Below are 25839 nucleotides of genomic sequence, written 5' to 3'. Positions count from 1 at the left end.
CTCCGCAGGACTTGCTGCTCTTCCCTCGAGTAGCTCTCGCCCGATCGGGGCGCAGATCGGCAGGGGTTCCATCTCGAGCCTCCTTATCTTGTTACAAGGAAACTAGCGCCCGAGTCTGACATTTAGGCCAGCTCCAGGGACTTATTTGAAGCTTGCAACCCCCAGAACAGCGGGCGCGGCAGGCGCACCGTCTTGCTGTCCGCTGACCGTGCCCTGGGCGGCAATCTTCTCGACGGCCTCGAGGCCGCTCGTGATCTCGCCAAAGACGGTGTATCCGCCGGCAGTGCCCCCGGGAATCGTGGTGTCGCCGTACACGATGAAGAACTGGCTGCCATTGCTATTGGGATCGCTCGTGCGGGCCATGGCGAGCACGCCACGCTTGTACAGATCGTCGGCCGGTGCGTTTTCTACTGGGCCAAAGGTGTAGCCAGGACCGCCGGATCCGGTGGCGGTCGGATCGCCACACTGCAAGATATCGAAGCCACCGGTCGTGAGGCGGTGGCATGTGGTGCCGTCAAAGTAGCCACTCTCCGATAGGTGCAGGAACGACGCCACCGCCTTCGGGGCCTTGTCACCAAAGAGCGTCACACCCAGTTCGCCATCATTGAGCGCCAGGGTTCCGGTCCATTCGCGGTCCTGCGCCGTGGCGGGATCCGGCGCGGACGTCCCTGCCACTACGGTTTCGACCGCGCCAACATCGCTACTTTCGCCGCCCTTCAACGCCAAAGCCATACCGCCCCCAACAACAGCGATCATGGCCACGATCAAGGCAATCACCAAAATGGTCATCTTCTTGGAGTTACCGTAGGCCTTCTTGGCGGTTTCGAGATTAGACATGCGCACCAGTCTAAGAGATCAGCACACGCAGCTTAGCCACTCCGGGCAATGACGGCGGCGATCTCTGCGGCACTGACGCCATGGGCCAGCAGGAACGCCCGCACATCGAGCCCTCCGGCAAACGCCGCCACCGCCTCGCCGCGGCCGCGCACCAGCTCCGCCAACTCTGCCGAGCCCAGATGCCGCTCATAAGGATGCTTCACGGGCGCCACCAAATGCCACTCGTTGATCCCCTGCGCGGCCAGGGCATCCTCATCCGCCGCCCGATCCGTCTGTCCCACAAGCGAGAGCAGCAACGTCGCGATCAGCCCGGTCCGGTCTCGCCCGGCAGAACAATGCAGCACGACCTTGCCCCGCGCCGCCGCCAACTCCTTGAAAACACCGGCAATCCGCTCGGGAAATAGCTCCACCATGTCCGCATAGAGCCGCGGGTGGTTCATATACGGGTGGAACAATTTCTCATAGCGCGGGTGGCTCGGGTCTTCCGTCGGTGAATGCACGACGACGAACCTCGCCAAAGCGTTCTCGCTCACCACCGGGTCGCTTGGCCTGCGCTGGCGCTCGGCAGGGTTCCGCAAGTCGATGACTGTGCGGACGCCGTCGTCATAGAGCTGTTCCCAACCGTGCTCGGTGAGCCACTCGCTGCGTCCCATCCGATAAATATCTCCGGCCAGCAATCGGGCGTTGACGGCACCTTCCCAGTGCGGATTCGGGCCCTGCGCCTCGGACATGATCAGCGCTGTTTTCCTAGCCGGTAGTCGAGACCACTGCGGACCTGCGACCATTCCGAGGCCAGGATGGAGAACACCACGGTGTCGCGCAGCGAGCCGTCGGCCAGGCGACGATGAGCGCGCAGTACGCCATCCTGCTTGGCGCCGAGTCGGGCAATGGCGGCGCGTGATTGTTCGTTCATCCAGTGCGTGTGGAACTCAACCACTTCGCAGCCCAGGGTTTCAAAGGCGTATTCCAGCAGCAGTTTCTTGCTGTCGGGATTGGTTCCTGTGCCGTGTGCGCTGGCCGCGTTCCAAGTGGCGCCGATGGCCAGGCGCGGCACGGCGAGGTCAATAGCGTAGTAGCTCGTCAGGCCAATGATCTCCCCGGCTTCGCCCGTCTCGGGATCGTTTTTCCGAGCCGTGAAGGACAGCTCCGTCCCGGCCTCTTGAGCCGCCAAGCGGGTCTCAATCGCATCGTGCATTGCCTCCGGGCGGGGCACGGTGGTGTACCAAAGATTCCACAGCTCGCCGTCCTTGGCCGCCGCGACGAGACCGTCGTGATGATCCAAGCTCAGGGGCTCAAGCGTTACGTATTTTCCACGGAGGGTCACCGGTTCAAGGGAGGTCATGAAAAAACACTATCCGAGAGGGCCGCGGCAATTGAAGTCCCGTCCACAACCAGATCTTTAGTTGACGCATCAATCAATAATTGCCATACTTTGATTGAAGCTTCAATTTATTGACGCTCGGCGCTTTTCCCTGAAGGCCTTTCCATGACCCCCACGAAACGTTGAGATTCCCATGAATAACATTGCCCTGAACACCGCAGCCCGCACCATCCTCCGAGTCGTCCTTGGCTTCCTGATCGCCTCCCACGGCTGGCAGAAGTTCAATGAATGGACCATCGCCGGAACTCAGGGCGCCTTTGCCCAGATGGGTATCCCGGCCGCCGATATCGCCGCTCCCGTGATCGCCACCTTGGAACTTGTCGGCGGCATTGCCCTGATCCTGGGCCTGGCCACCCGTCCCGTAGCCGCGCTGCTGGTTCTGGATATGCTCGGCGCGATCATCCTGGTCCACGCCTCGGCAGGCGTCTTCGTCGAAACCGGCGGCTACGAGCTCGTACTCATCTTGGGTGCCGCAGCCCTCGCTCTGGCACTGACTGGCCCCGGCAAGTTCTCCCTGGACCACGCCTTCTTTGGCCGCAGCAGCTCCAAGATGCGCGTTCTCGCATAAAAATGCATCGCAGGAGGCGCACTATCCGCTTCCGCCCGTTGACTCGCCAGATAACGCCCCTTAGAACGATCTAAAGGGCGTTATCTGCCTAGTCGACGGGGAGTCACACCTACAGCACTGGACGCGCCGCGCCGGGCGCGGCAGACTTTTCCCATGGCCTATTCATTGCAAATAGTTCTCGATTGCCGCGATCCCCACGTGCTTGCCGATTGGTGGGCGGAAACCATGGGCTGGCAGCTCGAGCCATCGGATGAACCCTTGATCCGTTCCATGGTCGCCCAGGGTTTCGCCACGGAGGAGCAAACACTCATCCACAACGGTGTCCTGGTGTGGAAAGACGGCCAAGCTATCACGGCCGGACCGGATGCCACGCAGGGCCAGCCTCGGATCTTGTTCCAGCGCGGCACGCAGGAGAAGGTGGGTAAGAACCGCGTCCACTGGGATGTGCGTCTTGGTGGCGACGACAAAGACGCCGTGCGCGAAAAGCTCGAGGCACGCGGCGCCACGTTCCTATGGGAGGCCAGCCAGGGCCCGCATGCGTGGTTCACCATGGCAGATCCCGAGGGCAACGAATTCTGCATCAGCTGAGACGTACGGCACGCAGCCAGCACGCCCGCCAGCTAAGATCGTTAGCGTGAGCGCAACGAATCTTCCAGACCAGGTATCCGACATCTTCGACCCCACCCGCTGGCGTGTGGTGGAAGGCTTCGACTTCAGCGATATGACGTATCACCGCCAGGTGGAACGCGACGCGAAGGGTGAGATCGTCCGGGATCTTCCCACGGTGCGCATCGCCTTTGACCGTCCCGAGGTGCGCAACGCATTCCGCCCCGGCACCGTCGATGAGCTCTACCGCGCTATGGACCACGCCCGCATGACCCCGGATGTGGCAACGGTTCTGCTGACCGGCAACGGCCCCTCCCCCAAGGACGGCGGCCATTCCTTCTGCTCCGGCGGCGATCAGCGCATCCGCGGCCGCGACGGCTACCGCTACGCAGAGGGCGAGACGAAGGAAACCATCGATCCCGCGCGCGCCGGACGCCTGCACATTCTTGAGGTCCAGCGCCTCATGCGCACCATGCCCAAGGTGGTCATCGCCGTCGTCAATGGCTGGGCAGCCGGTGGCGGACACTCCCTCCATGTCGTCTCGGACCTGACCATCGCCTCCCGTGAACACGGCAAGTTCAAGCAGACCGACGCCACCGTGGGTAGCTTCGACGCCGGCTATGGTTCGGCCCTGCTGGCCCGCCAGATCGGGCAGAAGAACGCCCGCGAGATCTTCTTCCTAGCCCGCGAATACTCGGCCGATGACATGGTCCGCATGGGTGCCGTCAACGAGGCTGTGGACCACGCCCGCCTCGAAGAGGTCGCCTTGGAATACGCGGCAGACATTGCTCGCCAGTCCCCGCAGGCCATCCGCATGCTCAAGTTTGCCTTCAACCTGGCCGACGACGGATTGGCCGGCCAGCAGGTCTTCGCCGGCGAAGCCACCCGCTTGGCCTACATGACGGACGAGGCCGTGGAAGGCAAGGAAGCGTTCCTGGAAAAACGCGATCCCGACTGGTCTTCCTTCCCGTACTACTTCTAATCCGGCACTTCTATATATAGGTACCCATGACTATTGAACCCCTCCTCAAGGCACTCTCCGACGCGCTCCACGGCGAGGGCCCCGCGGTCCAGATCGCGCCCGACGGCAGCTTCGAACTCATCCCGCACGACGAGCTGGGACTGCCCGAGGGAAGCGAAACCGAGATTGCCGCCGTCGTCCTGACCTCCGGAAGCACCGGCACACCCAAGCGCACCATGCTCAGTGTTGAGGCGTTGGCGGCGTCGTCGGTGGGCACGGCCATGGCGCTGCGTGGCGAGGGGCAATGGTTGCTGGCGTTGCCGCTGAACTACGTGGCGGGCCTGCAGGTTTTGGTACGCAGCCTGTTCGCCGGAACCCGCCCGTGGAGCATGGATCTGAGCGCCGGATTCACCCCCGAGGCGTTCACCGAGGCCGCGCTGGAACTCACCGACAAGATGCGTTTCACCTCGCTCGTGCCGACGCAGCTCAGCCGCCTCCTGACGAACCCCACGGCCGAAACGCTCTCCGTGTTGCGTCGCTTCAACGCGATCCTGCTCGGCGGCGGCCCCATCAACCCCACCCTGCTTGAGGCCGCGCGCGGTGCCGGGCTGCAGATCGTGACCACCTACGGCATGAGCGAGACCTGTGGCGGCTGCGTGTACGACGGCGTCCCCCTCGACGGCGTGCAGCTCACCATCCGCGATGGCATGGTAGTGCTCGGCGGCGAGGTGGTGGCCAGTGGTTATCTGGGCAACGCCGAGCTGAGTGCGGCCTCCTTCTTCGAGGAAGAGCACGACGGCGAAACGGTACGTTTCTATGCCACCGGCGACTTGGGTGAGTTGGATAGTGAGGGACGGTTGCGCGTGCTGGGCCGGGCGGACGATGTCATCATCACCGGTGGGCTGAAGGTTTCACCCGCCGCCGTGATCGATGGTCTGCACAAGGTGCAGGGCGTTCGCGAGGCGTTTGTTGTGCCGCTTCCCTCCGCGGAGTGGGGCCAGCAGGTTGCCGCGATGGTCGTCGCCTCGTGCTCCCTGCCGGAGCTTTTGGCCGGTGCCGGGACCGTTTTGGAGCCACATTTGGTGCCCAAGACTGTGGTCTTCGCCTCAGAGCTGCCGCTGCTGCCCAACGGAAAGCCCGACAGGGCGGCAATTTTGACCGCCTTGGCCGGCGCCGCTCACGCAGTCTAGTCCGGCAACACGGCACAATTAACTTAAATGGGCTCTTCCGTGGGCCCGGATCTTGTTTTTCATTTGCATAATAAGGAGTGACGCTGTGGCTACTGTGGGGCAATGGATTTCCGGGGCTCGCCTAAGAACCCTGCCCATGGCAGTTGCACCGGTCATTATTGGTACCGCGGCGGCCTATGATCTGGGCGCCCTGCACTGGGGTCGTGCCGTTTTGGCCGCCCTGGTTGCCTTGTTGCTACAGATCGGCGTGAACTACGCCAACGATTACTCCGATGGCATCCGTGGCACCGATGAGGTGCGCGTTGGCCCGTTGCGACTCGTGGGCAGTGGCGTGGCCAAGCCGTCGCACGTGAAGATGATGGCGTTCACCATGTTTGGCCTGGCCATGCTGGCCGGCCTGGGCCTGGTGCTCGCCTCGCAGGTGTGGTGGTTCCTGCTCGTGGGTGCCGGAGCCGTGCTTGCGGCCTGGGGTTACACCGGGGGCAAGAACCCTTATGGCTACATGGGCCTGGGCGATATCTTTGTGTTCGTGTTCTTTGGACCCGTGGCGACACTCGGCACCACCTTCACCCAGGCTGGTGAGGTGAGCACGGCGGCAGTCCTGGGATCCATCTCAACCGGGCTGATCGCCGTCGCACTTCTCATGGCCAACAATGTCCGTGACATCCCCACCGATACCGAGGTGGGCAAGCGGACGCTCGCGGTGCGGCTGGGGGATAAAAATGCGCGCCTGAGCTACGTGGTGATGCTGGCGTTGTCGGTGGCGCTCATGCTGTTCATTGCGCCCGCGAAGCCGTGGATTTTGCTTGTGCTGCTGCTCATCCCGTTCATGCTGACACCCAGCTGGATCATGCTCTCGGGCAAGCAGCGCAAGAACCTGATTCCGGTCCTGAAGCAGACCGGATTGCTCAACCTCGGATTCAGCGTGCTCTTCGCCGTGGCCATGGTGCTGACCGCACTGTAAGGCTTATTCGTTCTTCTCGGTGTCCTGAGCGCCAATGCGCGGCGTGCCGGACTTACGGTCGGCGTCAATCCAGATGTCGGGGTTGGCGTCGATGAGCGCATCCTCGGCGTCGGCGTCCTCAAGAGCCGAGGCTGACTGCGTGGTGGTGGCGTTCGGGGCGAAGCGATCGGCAACCACTGCGGTGGCCCCGTCACGCTGCTTGCGCAGGAAAATAAAGCTGATCACGAAGGCGCACAAGGCCGCGATGACGGCCGCCGTGAGCGGTGAAAAGTCGAAGGCGTAGAAGACGACGAGGAAGAACGCCAGGAACAGCACGCCTCGGAACAGGGAGTATTTGAAGAAAGCCACGGGCCAAGTTTAGCCGGTGAAGCTGGGTGCTACCCCAGTGCCGTGGGCCACTCTGCTTTTGTTTTACAACGGTAGACTGAGGTATGCGTTATATCATTCCAGTCACCGTAGTCGTCGTCCTCTTTGTCTACGGCCTGATCGACTGCATCCGCAGCGAACAGCGCGATGTCAGGACGTTCCCGAAGGCCGCCTGGGTGTTGATCATCGTGCTGCTGAACGTTGTGGGCGTGATCTTGTGGTTCCTCTTCGGCCGGCCGCAATACACCGAGACTGCGTCGGTTTCTCGCGGCGGCTCGTCCCCCTCACGTCACGTTCCCTCGACTTACGGCCGTCCTACAGCTCCCGACGACGACCCCGAGTTCCTGCGCAACCTCGCCTTGAATCGGGCCCAAAAACTTGAAGCGGAACGTCTCCGTAAGCTCAAGGAAGAGCTCGATGCCCGCGAGGCCAAGCTGCGCGAAGAGCACCCGAACGACGACACCAAAAAGTAGTCCGCTCCAGAGACTGACCGCCGTTCATTAGGGGGCTTCAGCAGCTTGGCGGACCGACTTCCAGTGCCTGGCAACGCACAAGGCTTCTTTATGGGCGCCAGCGTACCCATGGATGTCGAGGGTATCGGCGTGGCCGATTTTCTCCGACTCGCAACCGGCCGCTTCGACGTGTAGCTGCGAAACAAAGCCACAATTAGTCCGACGAATATGTCCCTTGACCTCAGGCGGCTGGGGCCTGATCAAGAATGATATCTGTAACTTAGGCCATTTCCCTTCCACTGGCCCACGCATCCTGATATCTTTACCGCCATACATCAGATGTTTAATGTGGTGCTTTTGACCGCATTCCCGTCATCCTGCACGTGGCGGAGCGATGTTCCGACTGGGTTGAACCACCAACAAGGAAGTTGAATTCGTGGTCTTGAAAAGCATCAACACCACGCCCACATGGAGGCCGGCACCAGGTCCCCTCCGCAAGTCAAAGCGGTCTGTGGCATTATCCGGGATTGCCACCCTGGGACTCGTCGCCACCTTGCTGGTCCCAGCCCTGGGCGCACAGGCCGCCACGGGCGACTCCCTCAATGTTGGCTTCAACGGTTCCCTCGTCGGTAACACGGCCTACACCACCACGGGCGAGGAAATCATGCACGGGGTGCTCAACCGGGTCACCGGCAATGAGGAGCAGGTGCCACTCAGCGGAGTGCGCCTGACCGGCGGTGGCCAAGGCATCCGCTACGCACCCACCGACATGACCACCGGCACGGACATGGCAGACCATGGCTTCCTGGGCGAAGTGAAGTTCACCCCGGCAGGCTCGGCAGATATGTCCACCATCTTTTCTGCCGGTGGCAACTTCTACATCCGCGCCCAGAACGGCGAGCTGCGGTACGGCTTTGATTCCCTGTCCGGATCCACCTGGTCATCCAACAAGGCCACCGTGGAGTACCCGGCCCTGAACAAGGAACATGCCATTTCCTTCCACTACCTGCCCGCGCCGGGTGGCGCCACGCTGTCTGTGATGCTCGACGGCGTGCAGCTCCCCACCGTGACAAGCACGGCACCGGCCAAGAACGCCGCTAATCTGGGGTCGATTTTTGGCTTCGGCTATGAGGTCAACCTCGGCGGCGCAAACCGCGGGTTTACCGGCCTGCTCCACGATGTCCGCCTGGCAAAGGCCGCGTCGGTCTTCGAGCCGTCGGACTTTGAATTCCAGCCCAAGCCTGCATCCACCGAACTGCTGGATGTCTCCTTCGATGGCACGCTGGCCGGCAACAGCTACACGCAGACCGGCAGCGAGGTACTGCTGGGTGTACTGAACCGCCGGGCCGGGACCGAGACCATAGCGGGCAGCAAAGCCACCTTGACGGCCACCGGCGAGGGTCTCGACTTCACCGCCACCAATTTCCCGCTGGGAACCACCAAACTGGACCAGGGCTTTGTTGCCGAGGCGGTCTTCACACCCTCCGGATCCCAGGTGCCCCAAGCTCCTGTCATTGCCGTTGGTGGAAACCTCTTTGCCCGGTACAACAACGCCGGAACTTCCTTTGAATACGGTTTCAGCTCCAATGCGAGCGGCTCCTGGAAAACCTTCTCCGAGTCGGTTCCCGTGCCAGAAGTGAACAAGCCGCACATCTTCTCCATGGCCTACGTGCCCAAGAGTGACGGCACTGCCGAGCTCGTTGCTGGTATGGACGGCAAGCTGCTGGCTCCCGTCACCGGCGCCCAAGCCATCAGGAACGCTGCGTCCAGTACAACGGCAACGTTCGGCGCCGAGGTGAAGGAAGCTGCAAACAACCGTGCGTTCAAGGGATCTCTGGACAGGACCCGCTTTGCCGCTCTGACAGCCGGGTATGAACCTTCCGCCATCAAGTACCAGGAGCTGGCCCTAGGGGAACCTGAGGTGTGCGAGCCACTTCTGGTTGATCCAGCCAACTACATTTCTGTCAGCACGGGCGACTGTGAGGCCAACATCCTAGCCAAGTCCGCCATGGTCCGCCCCACGCTGGAGCAGCTCGAGTGGCAGGAGTCCCGTCAAACAGCGTTCCTGCACTTTGGCATCAACACCTTTTACAATCAGGAATGGGGCCACGGCACCGAGGACCCCGCCCGCTTCAACCCCACGGACTTCGACGCCGACAGCTGGGTCAAGACCCTGCGAGACAACGGATTCCGCTACGCAGTCCTGACGGTCAAGCACCACGACGGTTTCATGTCCTACCCGTCCCGCTACACCGACTACACCGTGGCATCCTCCCCGTGGCGGGATGGCAAGGGCGATGTCGTGAAGGAATTCACCGACGCAGCCCACAAGTACGGCATGAAGGTGGGCTTGTACATGTCCCCGGCGGACTCCAACCAAGAGGTCGACGGCGTGTTCGGCAATGGCAGCGCCAAGAGCGAGCGCACCATCCCCACGCTCGTTGAGGGCGATGATCGCGCCGGCAAGGACATCCCGACGTTCACGTACCAGGCCACCGACTACGGCGCGTTCTTCCTGAACACCTTGTACGAGATCCTGACCCAGTACGGCCAGGTTAATGAAGTCTGGTTCGACGGCGCCCAGGGCAACACGGGTAAGCAGGAGTTCTACGACTACCCGGCGTTCTACGACATGATCGCCAAACTGCAGCCCCAGTCCGTGGTGGCTGTTGGGGGCAACGACGTGCGGTGGATCGGCAACGAGCAGGGCGTGGCGCGCGCCAACGAGTGGGCCGTGCTGCCCGTCAAACGTCCCACCGACGGCGGAAAGATCACCCCCATCGCGTCAGAGGGTTCAGACAACCTCGGTTCACGGTCATCCATGATCGGTGCAGTCAAGAACGGCCAGGCCAACAGCCTGCATTGGTGGCCTGGCGAGGCCGACATGCGCCTCACCCAGGGTTGGTTTGCACATCCCAACGATGCACCCAAGCAGCCCGCCGAAATGATGAACAAGTACTACCAGTCCGTTGGCCGGAACTCCGTGCTGCTGCTCAATGTTCCGCCCACCACCACGGGCAAATTCGCCCCGGCCTCCGTGACCGCATTGGAGGGCTTCAAGGCCGCCCGGGACAATGCGTTCAGCAACGATTTAGCCCTTGGCCTGCCCGTGACGGTCAATGGCGAAAGCACCACGTTCTTGACGGACGGAAACGCCCGCACAGGTGCAAGCCAGGCGCTGAACGCTGATTCCGTGGTCGGCATCGATCTGGGCTCGCCCAAGTCGGTCAGCAACATTTCCCTGAGCGAGCACGCGCTCGAACACGGTCAAACGGTGGAGAAGTTCACCGTTGAGGCCAAGATCAACGGCACGTGGACGGCCGTCAACAACGACGCTGCCAACGGCGGAGGAACCGGCGGCGGCACGATCGGCGTCATGCGCATCCTGAAGTTCGCGGCGCCCGTGACGGCACAGGAATTCCGCGTGACCGTCAAGGAAACCCGCGCACCGGCGCACCTGTCCAACCTGTCCCTATTCGAGACTCTGACAACTGCCGCCGCTCCGCTCATGGACCTCTATGTGGATTGCAAGGCCCCGGTGGCCGGCATCGGCACGCAGGAGCGTCCGCTGAATTCCATGGAGCAGTTCCGCCAGTTGGAAATCGCCACCGGTGCCACGATCCACTTCAAGGCCGGCAACGACTGCGAGGCGTCAACCACCCCGTTCTGGGGCTACGGCACGGCCGAGAACCCGATCACGGTGACGAGCTACGGCATCGGCGCAGCCCCGCTGATCGGCGGCAAGTCGCTGGCGAACACCTTTGCCACCCGCGCCGCGCAAGGTTGGGTTGTTGATGTTCCCGCAGTACCGGCTCCGGCCATCGCACTCGAGGAGGCAACGGCCACCGCAGGCGAAACCGCCAAACTCTCGCTGACCGGTTTCGCCCCGGGCCAGGAAGTGTCGGTTGAGTTGCGCCCCGGCAGCGTCATCCTTGGCACGGTCATAGCCGACTCTCAGGGTACAGCCAGCCTCACGGTCACCATTCCGAAAGCAACGGAAGCTGGCAGCTACACCCTGGTAGCCATCCAGGGCGAGCTGACGGCTGCGGCAGATCTGCAGGTGAAGGCCGCGGAAATCATCCCGAGAACCAATCCCGGCTGCCAGCACAAGAATGAAAACGCAGCCGGCGCAGGGAGCAACGGCCAGGGACAAGGTCTCGGAAACGGTAAGGGCCAGGGATACGGCCCCTCCTGCGAAAAGTAACACCGCACCAACAGCATGACGGCTGCGTCCGGAACACCTGCTGGTGTTCCGGACGCAGCCGTTTAATCCACGTGCTTGCTGTGAAGCCGCTACTTCTTCTCTTCGATCTTGACGGTCCAAGAGTCCAGGTTGGCTGCCTTGACGTCGAGGAAGTACTTGCCAGCCTTCTTGCTTGGCAGGATGTTAGAAAAGGCGGGCAAGCACCTTTGTGACCGCGTCCTTGTCGAAGGCCTTGGTGTCAAAGTTTTCACCACGGTTCAGGCCCAGCCATTCGCGGTACCGCTCGCGCTCAGGATGCTTGGGGTCATTGCCGCATTCGATGATGGTCGACCAACCACGCACGCCGCCGGAATCCTCGACGGGCCCACGACCGCGGCCACCGGTGCAGCGCGCTAAGGGGGCTTGGGCATCGGCGGGCAGGATCTTCTCCACTTTGACGAGGTGCTCCCAGTTATCACCAAAGTCATAGGTGTATTCCATGAAATCACCTTCGGCGGGTAGGACCCCTCCCAGCGTGTAGGCGTTCTCGTCCAGCTCCTCATGGTCGTACGATTCCGTGTCCGGGGCACCGTAGACGACTCCCCTGCGCCCGCCAACCTGGAAGGCATGCAGGTGACAGTTTTCCCACCCGAAGGAATTCTGGAGGATCAGGTGCATGTCGCCGAGGGTGGCATCCGAGCGAACCAGCAGGCGTCGCCAAATGGGCGGTGAAAGGTAGTTGAGGGATACCTTCAGTTGATAGATCGGCGCATTGAGGTTCTTCATAGCGGACCGCGGCAGCTTCCGTGAAGCTGCGGCTGGTGCTGCAGGGGGTGCGAACGGATCGAGGCCGCCGCTGAATGGCTCGGAGCCCGCACCAAAGTCGAGGTCGATGCCGGAGCTGTCCTCGTCGTCGTTTGCAAAGCCGCCCTGAACGAGGGCTACGACAGCGGGAATCACCGCTGGAGGAACGGCAATGGTCTCACCCATTGTGATCAGGCCCAGCTCGGACAGCTCATTCATGCGCTCACGCAACAGCTGCGCGCCTGCATCGTCGAGGCCCACGGCTTTTAGGGCCTCAGGCTCGGTCAGTGCTGAGGCAGGAATATCCGCTCCTGTGCAGGCCGTATACAGCAAAGAGATTTGGGCAGCAGCAGCCTGCCCAACCCAAGGAGCCCAGTCTTGCTCCCCAAAAACTGCCACGGCAAGGAAATGGTTAATGAAGGAGCCCACCATTTCACGCCGCTGCGGGTGGCCCGGTTCAAGAAGAATCCGGGCACTCGGAGTCAACCACACCCTCGTGGCGCCGACGTCGATCAGACGTGCCCCTTCCAGAGCTGCCCACATCTTTGCCAGGAGTGGGACTTCGTACATGGATTTCACGGTGGCAATGCGCCCCTCAGGAAGCTGTCCCCGCTTCACCCCGGCCTTTGCTCCACGTGCAACAACACCTACGGCCGCAGCGGCCGCTTCAATATCCTTCAGCTTCAAGGCGCCCGTGGACGTCACTGCGGCACCAGGACCAATCCACCGGAGCAGAGCTTCCGTACGCCGCACCAGAGGGGTGGCTTCAAACCCGACAAGCTCTTCCTCCGCTGTCAGCTCCGGCTGGTCGATGCCAGGGAAGGTGGGTTCGCCGTCGTCATAAAACAGCGTGAATACCTCAGCCAAGTCTTCCAGACTTCCGGTCCACCCCTTGGTTTCTTCGAGGAAAAACAGGTAGGTGCGGATGGCGACAAAGATGAACTCGGTGTCCTCTTCAGCCTCAGCAGCGACAACGGCGGCCATAGCTTGGCCAAAGGCGTACGGCTCAAAGCTAGTGACATCGGATGCGGGCACCAGTTTGAAGTAGGCAGATGCCAGGGCCCTCACGGCTTCGAGCAAGTCCTCTACTGCCCCCTCTGGCAGCCCGGGCATGTTGTTACACCATGCGGCGAATGCCGGAGCCACCGCGTCCACGGCCAGAACCGTCCGCCGTTCGCTGACTGATGTGGTTGATGTGCGGGCCTTGCTGCCCTTGTTGTTCTTGGCCATCTCACAATGATGTCAGACCCCTGCGCGTAGATTCTGGGTCACAGGAACAGTGCAAGATTCGAAAGAGGTTTGCTCATGTCCACGTTCAGCGATCCGAATGAAGAAGCCCCGGCGTTCCCGCCCACGCCGGCGCGAAGCGGGATGCCCAAGTGGTACCCCGACTTGTTGAATACCGTTTCCAGCAGAATCTCCACCGGCCGTGTCCGGGCCGTTGCAGCAGTCAACCAGGAACTTGTTGCAACGTACTGGGCTGTTGGCAAAGAAATTCTTGAACGGCAGAGCCAGGAAGGGTGGGGAACCAAAGTTATCGACAGGCTCTCAGCAGACCTGCGGGACAAGTTTCCCGGCTTGAAGGGGTTCTCGCCTCGAAATTTTCTTTTCATGCGATCCTTCGCATCAACATGGGAGGGTGCAGCAATTGTGAAAGCGCCGCTTTCACAATTGCCTTGGTACCACCACATTGCTCTCATGCAGAAGCTCAGCGATCCTGAAACCCGCCTCTGGTACGCGGCTGCCGCCGTCGAACATGGCTGGTCTCGCAACGTGCTTGTCCACCAAATAGAGACGCGCCTGCACGAGCGTTCCGGCCAAGCCGTCAGCAATTTTAAGGCCGTTCTTCCTGCCGCTGATTCGGATCTTTTGCAGCAGACCATGAAGGATCCGTACATCTTCGACTTCGTGTCCATGACAGATCGGCACAATGAAGCGGAGCTGGAGTCGCAGCTCGTCAACCACGTTGAGAAGTTCTTGCTGGAACTCGGCCAGGGCTTCGCATTCGTGGGCAGACAGATCCGATTGGTGATCGGCGGGGACGAATTCATTGCCGACCTGCTGTTCTACAACTTCCGGCTGCGCAGCTTCGTTGTGGTTGAGCTCAAGGCAGGCAAATTTGACCCCGGTTTCCTTGGCCAACTGGGCTTCTACATGTCCGCGGTGGATGACCTGATGGCCCAGCCTGACGACAAGCCGACCATCGGCCTGCTCCTGTGCAAGACCAAGAACAATGTGGTGGCAGAGTACGCCTTGCGCGGGTACAGCGGCCCGATCGGGGTCGCGGAATGGAAGACTCAGATCGTGGATTCGCTGCCCGAGGAGTTCACCACGAGCCTGCCAAGCATCGAACTTCTGGAGGCCGAGCTGGGCGACGGGTGAACGAAAGCAATGTTGCAGACGCCGTCTGCAATTGTGCAAGCACCTCTTGCACAATTGCCTCGGGTCGCCGACGGTCTGGTCAGTCCGTGGTGTCGCCGACGGTGACGTTGAGAGTGTGCGCGACGGGGGTGCCGCGCTCCACGGTCCGCGAAACGGTGCAGTACTTCTCGTGCGAGAGCCGCGCAAGGCGCTCCACCATGCCAGCAGCCTTCTGGCCACCCTCGGTGTCCGGAAAGTTGATATTGAAGGCGAGGTTCAGATTGTCCATGCGGGTGGCGCTGTCCTCGACCAGCTTGTCGCCGGTGGCAGTCACTGTGTAGCTAGTGGGCTCAGCGCTGCGGGCAGTGACGGTGTCTACGTCGATGGACGAGCAACCGGCAATCGCGGCGAGTAGCAATTCGACAGGGCTGAACAGGCCTTCGCCATGTCCGAACTGTATCTCCGCTCCCGAGGCATTACGGACTGTATATACGGCGGTGGCAGTGCGGGTCAGCTCAACGGAACGCAGGGTGGATTCTTCTTTTTCGCTCATGCCTCAATGATGCCACCGGTGGTGGCCGATTTTTGAACTGTTTCCGCCTGATAACCCCGCATATCAGTTCACAACTACGCCAACGCGAGGCCCTGCTGATAGTGCCACGACGCGGGCCCCCACCGGCTTGCCGAGATTGCACGCCAGCTCTTAAGGATGTCCGAGCGAAGCTGCGATCCTCCATCAAACGGCTCCTGACCTTGAACGGATATCCGCCGGACAAGCAGCCTGCCGCGATCAAGCTGGTTATGGAGCAGATGGAGTCCATGGCTCCGAGGTACGCGGAGGAGCGGAAGTAGGCCAGCATTCACACTGGTTACCGCTGGTCACGAAAAATCATGGCAACCGATTGCCAAATGGATCGTAATTGCGCTAGATTAGGCAATCTAGGCCACTATACCTTGCAGACTTCTCATGGCCGCCGTAAGCCATAGGAGCCTTGCATTGTCACTAAAAATGAGCCTTGGGCTGGATACGCCACGTGATGGTGCGAAGGCATGAGGGCGCCCATCGGGACCGCAATTATCGGCACCGGCGCTATTGCGCAGACGCATGCCGCGGCGATTGAATGCACTGACGGGCTGGAACTTGTAGCCGTTGGGTCACGCTCAGTCGCCAGTGCCCAAGCCTTCATCGACAAAAACCAAAGCGGCTGGAATGCTCCTGCCGTCAGGGCCTGCACCCTCGAGGACGTGCTGCGTGATGAGCGGGTCCAGCTGGTCTCCGTGGTTACCCCTACTGGCACTCACATCGACATCGGAACCCAGGTGCTTGCCGCGGGCCGGCACCTGCTCCTGGAAAAGCCGCTCGATGTAGATCTCGCCCGCACGCTGGAATTCGCGCAGGTGGCCGCAAAGGCTGAGGAACGGGGGCTTGTCTGCGCCTCCGTCAGCCAGAATCGGTTCAGCCCCGCTGTGACTACGGTTCGAAAAGCGCTCGACGCCGGCCGCCTGGGACAGCTGACCTCCGGCGTTGCCTCCGTGGGGTGGTGGCGCAGCCAGGAGTATTACGATCGGGCCGCTTGGCGCGGAACCTGGGCTCAAGACGGCGGCGGGGCGCTCATGAACCAAGGGATCCACACTCTTGACCTGCTCCTTTGGTTCCTCGGTGAACCGGTTCGCGTCAACGCCAGCAGCCGCCGGCTCGCCCATGAGCGGATCGATGTTGAGGACACGCTTGCGGCCGTCGTCGAATTCTCCTCCGGCGCCCTAGCAACGGTTCACGCCACCACCTCTGCCTACCCCGGACTTGCAACCCGGCTGCAAATCATGGGAACCACCGGCAGCGCCGTCATCGAACACGACGGACTCAGTTACCTACACCTGGCCAACGGGACCCCTGTGGGTGACATGGGACTGCATGGAACTGGCAACCAGGTACACAGTCCCAACCACGCCTGCCACCGTGATGCCACGTCGAGCTCCTCTGGGCATGCACGGCAGTTCGCAGACCTCGTGAACGCCATCCGCACCGGTGAGCGCGCCTTGACCACCATCGCCGATGCCGCCAGCACGCTGACCACGATTCATGCGATCTACCGATCCGCCACCATCGGAATGGCCGTTGATTTGGCAGAGGTCATCGCCTCCCCCACCTTTGACACTTATCGTGTCGGAACCGCCCGCGTTCAACGCTAAGCAATCGAAGAGGAGCACGTCATGATCCACGAGCTAAACCACATAGGGATCGTCGTCACCGATCTTGACGCGTCTGTGGACTTTTACACGAGGGTACTCGGGGCCAAGAAGGTTTGGGAGACCAGAGTTGAGGCGGCCGGGATGGACATTGTGTACCTCCAGCTGGCTCAGGGCCTCGTGGAGCTCTTGTCCTTCGCGGACAACACCCTGCCGGTCGGCACGAACCATCTCGGTTTTTACAGCGACAATCTGGACGATGACTTTGCGCGCCTTGTGGAGCGTGGTGCCGAGCCGGTAGTGGAACCTCGGGTTGCCGCTTCGGGTGCCGGCCGCCAGGCAATTGTGCGCGATCCCGACGGCGTCTCGATCGAGCTGCTGCAGCGGGACCTCCCGCTCCGCTCCGGCACGGTACCGCATCCTCACATTCACGCCATCGATCACTTCGCGTTGCAGTCCTCAGACCACGATCGCACGTTCGATTTTTACACCCGCGAGTTGGGGATGGCTGTGGCCAAACAAATTCCCATTCCCACCCTGGAAACCACGCTGAGCTACCTTCACCACGGCCAGGATGTGCTGGAAATCCTTCCAAATATTCACGGAGGAGCACGTCTGCACCACATGGCACTGGCCGTTGACGACGTCGAGGCGACCCTTGCGTATGTGGCCTCCATGGGCGGTACGCCAGATGGCCCGGCAAGACCCGCGGCTGGCGGCGTGGGCAGCATCGCTTCGGTGACCGATCCGGACGGCACCGTCATAGAGTTCATCGACCGGCCGCGGATCCTCGAGGGTTAGGTGTACCAGGTGGGCTCCGGGATCTGATTTAGCAACACAAATTCACCAACCTCACGCTTCTTGTACGCGATGGGGTCGTGCAGACTGTGCGTGCGCAGATTACGCCAGAAGATATCGAGCCCCACCGAACTGGCGGAGGCCCGAGCGCCTGTCAATTCAAACACCTTCGTGGCAATTTCGAGTCCGTCTTCGACAATTCGGAGCTTGCCGGCAGCGATCTGCACAGCAATCTCCCCGCGGCGACGCTCCGTCAGTTCCTCACGCGGCGCATGAAGCACGGCGCTGATCTCTGCACCTGCCTTGTCAAGCAGCGCCTCATCGGCCCAGAGCTTGGATTGCAGGTCACCATAGCCGTCGAGGAGGTACCATTCCTCGCTCGCGTGCGCCTTGTTGTCACCGCCGTACGGCCAAGGCCGCGTCTTGGTGCGCGTATACGCCGAGGCGGTCTCGAGCGCACCTTGGGCGATGCCCAGGTAGAAATTCGCGAAGACGAGTTGAATGGCCGGAACGTTAAGGGTGTTGTAGGTGAGCGGCTGGAAGACCCGGTCAGTGAATCCGGCGGCCGAGGCCCAGTCGACCCGCACGTCGCGGATGTCAACGGAGCCGGACTCTGTGAGGCGCTGACCAAGACTGTCCCAGTCATTGGCAAAAACGATGCCCGGTTGAGCAGTGGGGACGATCGCGAAGATATGCGTATCAGAGCCCTCGAGGACTCCTTCAAGGACAGTCAGATCCGAAACTTGCCCGCCGGTCGAGAACGACTTGTGACCGGAATAGACCAGCTCATCACCATCCTCGCGGATGGTCAGATCCGAGTCACGAGGGTTGACGGCACCACCAAAAAGGAAGTTGTTGCTCGTGTAAAGCTCCTCCACTGCCGAGATCTGCGCGTCGGTCCCCACGAGGCGCGCGGCCCATGCCCAGAGGTAGTGATAGCCAAGGACCTGACCGATCGAACCGTCGCCGCGGGAGACAGCCCGGATGACTTTGTAGGCGGTCTCCCAGCTCTCACCCGCTCCGCCGTGTTCGCGCGGACCCAACAGGGTGACGAGGCCCGACTCCTTGAGTAGTCGCACCTCCTCGTGCGGAGTCGCGTTGGCGCGATCACGTTCAACGGCGTCGACCACCAGGATGTCGGCAACCTCTTGTGCCCGCTGAATCCACTTGGCGGTGTCCCGTGGTGTGGCTGCGTCCCTCCATCGGCCGGTGAGACCTGTTGTTTCTGAGTCCGTGATTGTCACGATATTTCCCTTCGGATTGCTCGAATGTCGCTGTAACAGGATCACTACACCACGGGATTTGTTCGTTCGGAAGGGGACTATTCATGCGGTGAAACAGAGCGAAATTCCAAGAAATCAAACGCAACGCTGCGTCGCATTTAAGGCAGCAGCCAGGCCAGGTAGCAATGCTTCTTTGTCGCCCCCAGCGTCTACGATTGAAATAGCAGCATCCCCAGCTATCCGGAGCACCGTCGTGGACTATTTTTCGATCAATTCCCTACGTGAGAACCACGCGGGCTGGTCACTGCTCCGCGCTCAGAATGCACCCCTGGCCCTGACGTTTTTCATGACAGCCTTCACGGATCCGAATCAGCGTAATCTGGGCCGCCAGGACCTCATCGATATCCTCGATGACGTCCTTTTCAGCTTGCGAGACTCCTTGGGTGAGGACAAGTTCCCACGCTCGGCAGGCGAATATCTGGATGACTGGGCCGAACCAGACAAGGCCTGGCTGCGGAAGTTCTACGCCGATAACCGGGACGAACCTGTCTACGATCTCACCGCGGCAACCGAGGACGTTATCCGTTGGGTTGAATCCCTGCGCGGACGCGACTTTGTACCCACGCAATCGCGCCTCTCCAGTATCTTCAACCTCCTCAAAACCCTAGTCCACGGCTCCGAAACAGACCCCGAGGCCAGGCTGGCAGAGCTGCAACGCCAACGAGATGAGATCGACGCTCAAATGGAGCAGATCCGCTCCGGTGAAATCCCCGTCATGACCGGCCCGGAAGCCGTGGACCACTTCCACCAGCTCACCACCCAAGCCAAGGACCTCCTCTCCGATTTCCGTGAAGTAGAGGCGAACTTCCGCAAGCTGGACCGCAATCTGCGTGAACAGATTTCCATGTGGGAGGGCGGCCAGGGCGACCTCCTCGAGTCCATATTCTCGTCCCAGCAGGACATCAGCGGCTCACTGCAGGGCCGTACCTTCCAAGGATTTTGGGACTACCTCATGTCTCCGCAGTTACGCTCCGAACTACATGAACTACTGGAACGCGCCACCCAAATCGAGGCACTCTCCACTCAGGACGGCCTCCAACAAATCACCACCATGCAGAACGACTGGCTGCCCGCTGTGGAACAAACCCAGTCCACGGTCCGCCAGCTCTCAGCGCAGATTCGGCGCCTACTCGATGACAAGGTATTCCTTGAAAACAAGCGCATCATGGCCCTGATCCGCAATATAGAATCCGGGGCCGTCGCCGTGAGGGGTACGCCGCCCACTGGCGTGTTCGCCGAACTCGCCGGCCACGACGTGCCCGTGGCCCTCCCGTTCGAACGCCCGTTGTATGAGCCCAGCCGCCAGGTAGCAATTGACGACACCGTCAGCGTCGCCGAAGACCTGGACGTGGACGCCAACGCGCTCTTTGACCAGTTCTATGTGGACACGCACCGGCTCGAATCCAACATTGACTCCGTCTTGGCCGACGCCGAACAAGCCACACTCGCGGATGTCACCGACGCCTTTCCGCTGAGCCAGGGGCTGGCCGAAATTGTCAGTTACTTCCAGCTCGCCACCGAATCCCCTTCAGCCGTCATCGACGCGGACTCGGCCCAAACCCTTTCCTGGACGCTCCCTGATGGAAGTCTCCGCGAAGCCACCGTTGAAAAAATCATCTTTGTGAGGCCCTCATGAGCGCTGCCGATTACATGCCGGATTCCATCGACGCAGAGGAAGCGCCCCGGACCCCGGACGGCCTCCCACTTGTGGTCACCAAACTATTCAAGGGCGTCCTCTACCGAGACGCCGACGAAAAGCTCTGGCAGCGGCTCATGGAACGTTCCGCCCAAACCCGCGACTATGTGGCCGTGCTTGGTCTGGAACTGGTCCTGGACGATGCAGAAGGCTACGCGTTCCTTCGTTCTCACCCCGACGCTGATCCGGAGCTTCCTCGCCTCATCCCCCGACGCCAGCTGACGTTCCATGTCAGCCTCCTGCTGGCCCTGCTGCGCGCCAGACTGGCCGAATTTGACCAACAAAACAGCGAAACTCGCCTCATCATCACCACCGGGCAGATTGGCGATATGGTCTCCGTGTTCCTCCCCGAATCCAGCAACGAGGCCCGTATCTTGGACCAGCTCGCCAGCAACATCAAAAAGGTCACCGAACTAGGTTTCCTGCGCAAACTTCGCGGTCAGGACGACAATTACGAGGTGGCTCGTATCCTGAAGGCCTACGTTGACGCGCAATGGCTGGAGGAATTCGATGCCCGGCTCGCCGATTATCGTGCCGAGCTGGAAGGCGAGAAATCCGCCGTCGGGCCTTCAACCGGCAAGACAAGCAAGAAAGCAAAGGTGGCCGCGGCATGAGTGCCCAAGCACAGGCGGGCCTGTTCAGCCTCGATGACCTGAGCATTGACGACGCCGGCACTCGCCCCGGATTCCGGCTGCACCGTCTGGAACTGCTCAACTGGGGCACGTTCAATAAGGATGTGCGCACGTTCAGGCTCGATGGCGAGAACAGCTTGCTCACGGGTGATATTGGCTCCGGAAAGTCGACCGTGGTGGACGCCATCACCACGCTGCTGCTTCCTGCGAACCGGATTGAATACAACAAGGCGGCAGGTGCGCAGAAGAAGGAACGCAGCCTGATGTCGTACGTGCGCGGCTTCCACAAGAGCGCCCGCAGTGAAATTGGTGATTCCTCGCGGCCCGTAGCCTTGCGCGGCCCCGGCACATACTCCGTGGTGTTGGGTGTTTTCCACAACGCAGCTTTAGACAAGACCGTCACGCTGGCCATCACACTGTGGGCAACCCAGGAAGCCGGCCAGCCCACCCGTTTCTACTCCATCGCCGAGGGCGATCAATCCATCAAGGGCGATTTTGCCGACTTTGGCGCCGACATCGCGAAGCTGAAGCGGCGTCTTGCTGCCAACGGCGCTAAAACCTTCACCACTTTTGACCAGTACGGCGCCGCCTTCAAGCGCCACTTTGGCATCAGCTCGGCGCAGGCCATGGATCTGTTCCACCGCACTGTGTCCATGAAGCAGGTGGAGAACATCACCCACTTTGTGCGCACCAACATGCTGGAGGAGGACGATGTCGAAACTCGCATCAAGAACCTGCTCCACCACTTTGATGACCTGAAAAAAGCCCACGATGCCGTGTTGCGGGCCAAGGACCAGATCCGCATGCTGGAACCGGTCCGGGAGAACGCGGCCCGCCACGCGTCCCTGACAGTTGACTACAACAACGCGCACCAGCAGCGTGAGCAGTTGTCTCCGTGGTTCACCACCCGCAAATTGGAGCTCAGCGAAGCCCATCTGCTGGAGCTTGAGCGGGCCGGTGCCAAGCTTGCGGAACAGCAGACGGCTCTGACGGAGGAGGTTGGCCGGTTCAACCTGGCTCTTGCCGATCTGCGCGACGATATCCGCAACAGCGGCGGCGGGCGGATTGCCGCCATCGAGGGCGAACTGGCCAGACTCTCCATCGAATCCAGCGCCCAGCGGGGACGGTATACATCGTATTCGGAGGCGGCCAAGGTCCTGGGTCTATTTGAGCCCGAAGACCAGGTGGTCTTTGACGCCAACGCCGCCGCCCTGCCCGGTGTTAAGAAGCACTTGGCGGAGGACAACGCCCGGCTGCAAGACCAGCGCACCACCCTGGACCGACAACGTTCCGAGGCCAGCGAACAGGTCGGCGAATTTAAGGTTGAGCTCAAGAGCCTACTGAGCCGGCAGAACTTGCTGCCCGGCTGGCTGATCGCCCTGCGTGAGCGGCTCTGTGAGGGAACCGGAATTTCTATCTCGGATCTGCCCTTCGCTGGCGAGCTACTCAAGGTGCGCGATTCCGAGGCGGCCTGGGAAGGCGCCGCGGAACGGACACTCCACGGCTTTGCCTTGTCCCTCTTGGTGACTGGCAGACACTATGCCGCAGTCAGCGACTGGGTCGACTCAAACAACCTGCGCGCCCGCTTGGTATATCTGAAGGTTCCCGACGGTTCCTCCCCGCGCCCCGCCGTCGCCGGCACCCTCGCGGCCAAGCTGAGCATCAAGCCCGGGACACCCATGCGTGAGTTCCTCCTCGATGAGGTGGGCCGCCGCTTTGACCACCAATGCTGCGAAACCATGGAAGAATTCCGCCGCTACCCGAAGGCACTGACCATCAACGGCCAGCTCAAAGGCGGCGGACGCCATGAGAAGGATGACCGCAAGGCGCTCACGGACCGGTCCACGTATGTGCTGGGCTGGGACAACCACGACAAGATTGCCCGGTTGCGCTCTTCCCTGGAACAAGCCGAGTGCCATGCGCGCACCGCGGCAGACGGGTTAGGCCGGATCGATGGCCAGTTGGGCAACTTGGGCCGGCAGCAACAGGACATCGGTACTGTGACTTCCGTCGGAAGTTTCGCCGGGCTGGATTGGCGGACCACGGTTCGCACCATGGAAAGCCTGGCGCAGGAGAAGGCTGTCCTGGAGTCCTCTAGCGACATCCTGCGTGAGCTCACCGAGCGTGAAACCTCCACCAAGGCGCGGCTGGACAAAGCAACCAAGAAGTTGGGTGACCTTGGCGAGCGCATTGGCGCTACCAAAAACAGCATTCAAGGCATCACCGAGCAGATCGCGGACTGCCACGAATCCCTTGCCGAGACTCCACTGACGTCCGACGCCGGGCTGCTGGCTGAAGTGGGCCGGCTCGCCCAGTTGGCGCTGGAGTCTGAGGTCCTCACGTACAAGAACACGTCAAAGATTGAAAGCAAGGTGCGTGAGAAGCTGCAGGCCGCCCTCGACGCCCTGCAGCTTCGAGCCAGCCGCTCGGCGGAGGCCACCATCCGGTTCATGACCGATTTCCGCAACAAATACCCGTCGGAAACCACCGATCTAGACGCCTCATTGGAGGCCGCCGGCGAGTTCAATAAGATCCTGGCGCAGCTGGCGGAGAATGATCTTCCGCGCTTTGCCGAGCGCTTCAAGGAATCACTGACTCAAAACACCATCCATGAGATCGTGGGGTTCAACGCGTTCCTCGACGCCCGCAAACAGGACATCGTCTCCCGCATCGGTGAAATCAATGAGTCGCTAGCCCGGATCGAGTACAACACCGGACGGCACATCCAGCTGGAACCCCAGTCCACCTCGGACCCGGAGGTACGGGAGTTCGGCACCGATTTGCGCGCCTGTTCCGAAGGTAGCATTGGCGCACAAGAGCAGTATTCGGAGCAAAAGTTCCTGCAGGTTGAGGCTCTGGTGGAGCGTTTCCGCGGCCGTGAGGGGCGCACCAGCCTAGATGAGCGGTGGACGGCCAAGGTCACCGACGTCCGCAATTGGTTCACGTTCTCGGCGTCTGAAAAATGGACGGAGACCGGCGAGGAACACGAACATTTCACGGATTCCGGCGGAAAATCCGGCGGGCAAAAGGAAAAGCTGGCCTACACCATCCTTGCCGCCGCGTTGGCGTTCCAATTTGGGATCGCGGCGGGCCCAGGCAACCAGCGTTCCTTCCGCTTCGTGGTCATTGACGAGGCCTTCGGCCGCGGCTCGGACGAATCCGCGAAGTACGGGCTGGAGCTGTTCAAGCGCCTGAAACTGCAACTACTCATTGTCACGCCACTGCAAAAGATCCATGTGATCGAACCCTTCGTGGCCAACGTGGGCTTTGTTGCCAACGAGACCGGCGCAGATTCCCAGCTACGCAACATGAGCATTCAGGAATACCGGGCCGAACGGGACAAGCGTGGCCGCTAAGAGCCCCGCCGCGGGAAAGGCCCCCACCTGGACCACACCGGCCGATGTCCGCACCGCCTCGCTGCGTTCCTGGAACAGCGGCGAGCTGCTACGCGAGTTGGTCCTGCCCACGGGACTGCACCCCCGGCGTCGACCATTGAAGCACCCAAGTGCCACGCAATTGCGCAGCGACTATTCCCTGGCCGCGGCGTGGGCGGCGTCGTGGGATCCAGCGCCCCGGGGCTGCGTGCTGGAGTACGTTTCGGTGGGAGCCACCACGATCGGGGCAAACACGCTGCCCTCCGCCGTTATTTTTAACTCAGCCGCGGAGGAGATTGCTTTTCTGGGCATGGGGCGGGAGGCCGCCCGGTTCACAAAGCTAACCCGGCTCGTGGCGGCCATCGCTGCCGGGCTGGAAACCTGGGCTTTGCTGCGCCCGCTGGAACTCCTGAAACACGGCGACGATGCCCTGACCGCTGCCCGGGTGGCCGTCTGGCTCGCAGCGAATCCGGCACCGGGAATCTATCTGCGCCAGTTGTCTCTGCCCGGCGTCCACACAAAATTCGTGGAGAATCACCGCAGACTCATTGACGGGATGATGTCGGTTTTGACGCCGGAACGGCTCCTTGAGGGCAAGAATTACGCACGCCGGCACGGCTTCCTTGCCGCCCCGGATAGGGTCCGGATCCGGTTTCTGGACCCGATGCAGGGACCCCTGCCCGGCATTTCCGACATTGAGGTGACCGCGGATGCGTTCACCTCCCTCGTGGCCGATGTTGACCGGATCATCACCACGGAGAACTTGGTCAACTTCCTGGCGCTGCCTCCAGCGCCACGGACGCTTGCCGTTTTTGGCGGAGGCTACGGCTTCGAGGGAATCAGGGACGCAGTCTGGTTAGCGGACAAGGAGGTGCTCTACTGGGGCGATATCGATACCCACGGCTTCCAGATTCTTGACCAGCTCCGCTCCCACCACCCTCACGTGCGCAGCATCCTCATGGACGAGGAAACGCTATTGGAACACCGCGATTTTTGGGGGCACGAGGATGCCCCCTCGCATGCCGTGCTGACGCATCTGAGCGTCGCGGAGAGTGCTCTCTATGCGGCGCTTCAGAATGGAACTTTCGCCCCGAAATTGCGTCTGGAGCAGGAACTGCTGCGCTGGGACTGGGCAATGGCACGCTTGGGCCAGACCGCCTGAATCAGGAAACGCCGTCGTTTGTTAGCTTGGCATC

The 25839-nt window shown here is 61.4% G+C and carries 21 protein-coding genes and 1 pseudogene; 15 read left to right on the top strand and 7 right to left on the bottom strand.

The window, feature by feature from the left end:
* Positions 1-141: 141 nt before the first annotated feature.
* From CVS30_RS01360 to CVS30_RS01350, 3 genes are read right to left on the bottom strand one after another with little or no spacing between them, the layout of a single operon-like run.
* Positions 142-837, bottom strand: coding sequence for a peptidylprolyl isomerase (locus tag CVS30_RS01360; protein WP_110483519.1), 696 nt, complete (start codon positions 835-837; stop codon positions 142-144).
* Between the two features lie 32 nt (positions 838-869).
* Positions 870-1568: a tyrosine-protein phosphatase gene (locus CVS30_RS01355; protein ID WP_110483518.1), complete on the bottom strand. Its 699-nt coding sequence runs from the start codon at positions 1566-1568 to the stop codon at positions 870-872.
* 2 nt (positions 1569-1570) lie between these two features.
* On the bottom strand, positions 1571-2179 hold the full coding sequence (locus tag CVS30_RS01350; protein WP_110483517.1) for a GNAT family N-acetyltransferase: 609 nt from the start codon (positions 2177-2179) through the stop codon (positions 1571-1573).
* Between the two features lie 172 nt (positions 2180-2351).
* On the opposite strand from CVS30_RS01350, the gene CVS30_RS01345 reads away from it, so the two are divergent.
* The 5 genes from CVS30_RS01345 (at position 2352) to CVS30_RS01325 (ending at position 6507) form a co-directional block, all read left to right on the top strand.
* Positions 2352-2786, top strand: a complete 435-nt coding sequence (locus tag CVS30_RS01345) for a DoxX family protein (protein ID WP_110483516.1) — start codon at positions 2352-2354, stop codon at positions 2784-2786.
* A 153-nt stretch (positions 2787-2939) separates the two neighbouring features.
* Positions 2940-3374: a VOC family protein gene (locus CVS30_RS01340; RefSeq protein ID WP_110483515.1), complete on the top strand. Its 435-nt coding sequence runs from the start codon at positions 2940-2942 to the stop codon at positions 3372-3374.
* Between the two features lie 46 nt (positions 3375-3420).
* Positions 3421-4374 carry a 1,4-dihydroxy-2-naphthoyl-CoA synthase gene (locus tag CVS30_RS01335; RefSeq protein WP_110483514.1) on the top strand — a complete coding sequence of 318 codons (954 nt, stop codon included), beginning with the start codon at positions 3421-3423 and terminating at the stop codon, positions 4372-4374.
* 26 nt (positions 4375-4400) lie between these two features.
* The gene (locus tag CVS30_RS01330) at positions 4401-5543 is read left to right on the top strand and encodes an AMP-binding protein (RefSeq protein WP_110483513.1); all 1143 of its coding nucleotides are present in this window, start codon (positions 4401-4403) and stop codon (positions 5541-5543) included.
* Between the two features lie 85 nt (positions 5544-5628).
* Positions 5629-6507, top strand: a complete 879-nt coding sequence (locus CVS30_RS01325; RefSeq protein ID WP_110483512.1) for a 1,4-dihydroxy-2-naphthoate polyprenyltransferase — start codon at positions 5629-5631, stop codon at positions 6505-6507.
* 3 nt (positions 6508-6510) lie between these two features.
* Here CVS30_RS01325 and CVS30_RS01320 read toward each other — a convergent pair whose 3' ends face one another.
* Entirely contained in the window at positions 6511-6855 is a 345-nt protein-coding gene (locus tag CVS30_RS01320; protein WP_110483511.1) for a DUF4229 domain-containing protein, read from the bottom strand.
* An 83-nt stretch (positions 6856-6938) separates the two neighbouring features.
* On the opposite strand from CVS30_RS01320, the gene CVS30_RS01315 reads away from it, so the two are divergent.
* Positions 6939-7346, top strand: coding sequence for a PLD nuclease N-terminal domain-containing protein (locus tag CVS30_RS01315; protein WP_110483510.1), 408 nt, complete (start codon positions 6939-6941; stop codon positions 7344-7346).
* A gap of 490 nt (positions 7347-7836) precedes the next feature.
* Positions 7837-11529, top strand: a complete 3693-nt coding sequence (locus tag CVS30_RS01305; protein ID WP_181419648.1) for an alpha-L-fucosidase — start codon at positions 7837-7839, stop codon at positions 11527-11529.
* Between the two features lie 183 nt (positions 11530-11712).
* Here the strand turns inward: CVS30_RS01305 and CVS30_RS01300 are convergent, their stop codons facing one another.
* Complete coding sequence (locus tag CVS30_RS01300) at positions 11713-13542, bottom strand: plasmid pRiA4b ORF-3 family protein (protein ID WP_110483507.1); 1830 nt, start codon at positions 13540-13542, stop codon at positions 11713-11715.
* A 75-nt stretch (positions 13543-13617) separates the two neighbouring features.
* Between CVS30_RS01300 and CVS30_RS01295 the strand changes: the two genes are divergently transcribed.
* A complete protein-coding gene (locus CVS30_RS01295) occupies positions 13618-14694 on the top strand; it encodes a PDDEXK nuclease domain-containing protein (RefSeq protein WP_110483506.1) in 1077 nt (358 codons plus the stop codon).
* A gap of 79 nt (positions 14695-14773) precedes the next feature.
* Here CVS30_RS01295 and CVS30_RS01290 read toward each other — a convergent pair whose 3' ends face one another.
* A complete protein-coding gene (locus CVS30_RS01290; protein ID WP_110483505.1) occupies positions 14774-15226 on the bottom strand; it encodes an OsmC family protein in 453 nt (150 codons plus the stop codon).
* Positions 15227-15381: 155 nt separating this feature from the next.
* Here CVS30_RS01290 and CVS30_RS18500 point away from each other — a divergent pair.
* The 3 genes and pseudogenes from CVS30_RS18500 to CVS30_RS01275 all read left to right on the top strand — a co-directional run.
* Positions 15382-15525, top strand: a pseudogene (locus tag CVS30_RS18500) (type I restriction enzyme endonuclease domain-containing protein); the annotation flags it as partial.
* Between the two features lie 198 nt (positions 15526-15723).
* Positions 15724-16863 carry a Gfo/Idh/MocA family protein gene (locus CVS30_RS01280; RefSeq protein WP_110483504.1) on the top strand — a complete coding sequence of 380 codons (1140 nt, stop codon included), beginning with the start codon at positions 15724-15726 and terminating at the stop codon, positions 16861-16863.
* Between the two features lie 21 nt (positions 16864-16884).
* The gene (locus CVS30_RS01275; RefSeq protein WP_110483503.1) at positions 16885-17661 is read left to right on the top strand and encodes a VOC family protein; all 777 of its coding nucleotides are present in this window, start codon (positions 16885-16887) and stop codon (positions 17659-17661) included.
* Here the strand turns inward: CVS30_RS01275 and CVS30_RS01270 are convergent.
* Positions 17658-18902, bottom strand: a complete 1245-nt coding sequence (locus CVS30_RS01270) for an acyl-CoA dehydrogenase family protein (protein ID WP_220033842.1) — start codon at positions 18900-18902, stop codon at positions 17658-17660. The two genes, CVS30_RS01275 and CVS30_RS01270, sit on opposite strands and share 4 nt — an antisense overlap.
* A 232-nt stretch (positions 18903-19134) precedes the next feature.
* Here CVS30_RS01270 and CVS30_RS01265 point away from each other — a divergent pair, with 232 nt between their 5' ends.
* Genes CVS30_RS01265 through CVS30_RS01250 form a run of 4 tightly spaced genes read left to right on the top strand, consistent with a single transcriptional unit; the run spans position 19135 to position 25805 of the window.
* Complete coding sequence (locus CVS30_RS01265; protein WP_181419647.1) at positions 19135-20577, top strand: DUF3375 domain-containing protein; 1443 nt, start codon at positions 19135-19137, stop codon at positions 20575-20577.
* Entirely contained in the window at positions 20574-21251 is a 678-nt protein-coding gene (locus tag CVS30_RS01260; protein ID WP_245934376.1) for a DUF4194 domain-containing protein, read from the top strand. The genes CVS30_RS01265 and CVS30_RS01260 overlap by 4 nt, the downstream gene beginning before the upstream one ends.
* Positions 21248-24625: an ATP-binding protein gene (locus tag CVS30_RS01255; protein WP_181419646.1), complete on the top strand. Its 3378-nt coding sequence runs from the start codon at positions 21248-21250 to the stop codon at positions 24623-24625. Before CVS30_RS01260 ends, CVS30_RS01255 begins: the two co-directional genes overlap by 4 nt.
* Complete coding sequence (locus CVS30_RS01250) at positions 24615-25805, top strand: Wadjet anti-phage system protein JetD domain-containing protein (RefSeq protein ID WP_110483500.1); 1191 nt, start codon at positions 24615-24617, stop codon at positions 25803-25805. Before CVS30_RS01255 ends, CVS30_RS01250 begins: the two co-directional genes overlap by 11 nt.
* Positions 25806-25839: the final 34 nt, after the last annotated feature.

This window comes from Arthrobacter psychrolactophilus (assembly GCF_003219795.1).
Taxonomy (GTDB): domain Bacteria; phylum Actinomycetota; class Actinomycetes; order Actinomycetales; family Micrococcaceae; genus Specibacter; species Specibacter psychrolactophilus.
Note: the sequence above shows the minus strand (reverse complement) of the source record. Positions and strands in the feature narration are given on the sequence as shown.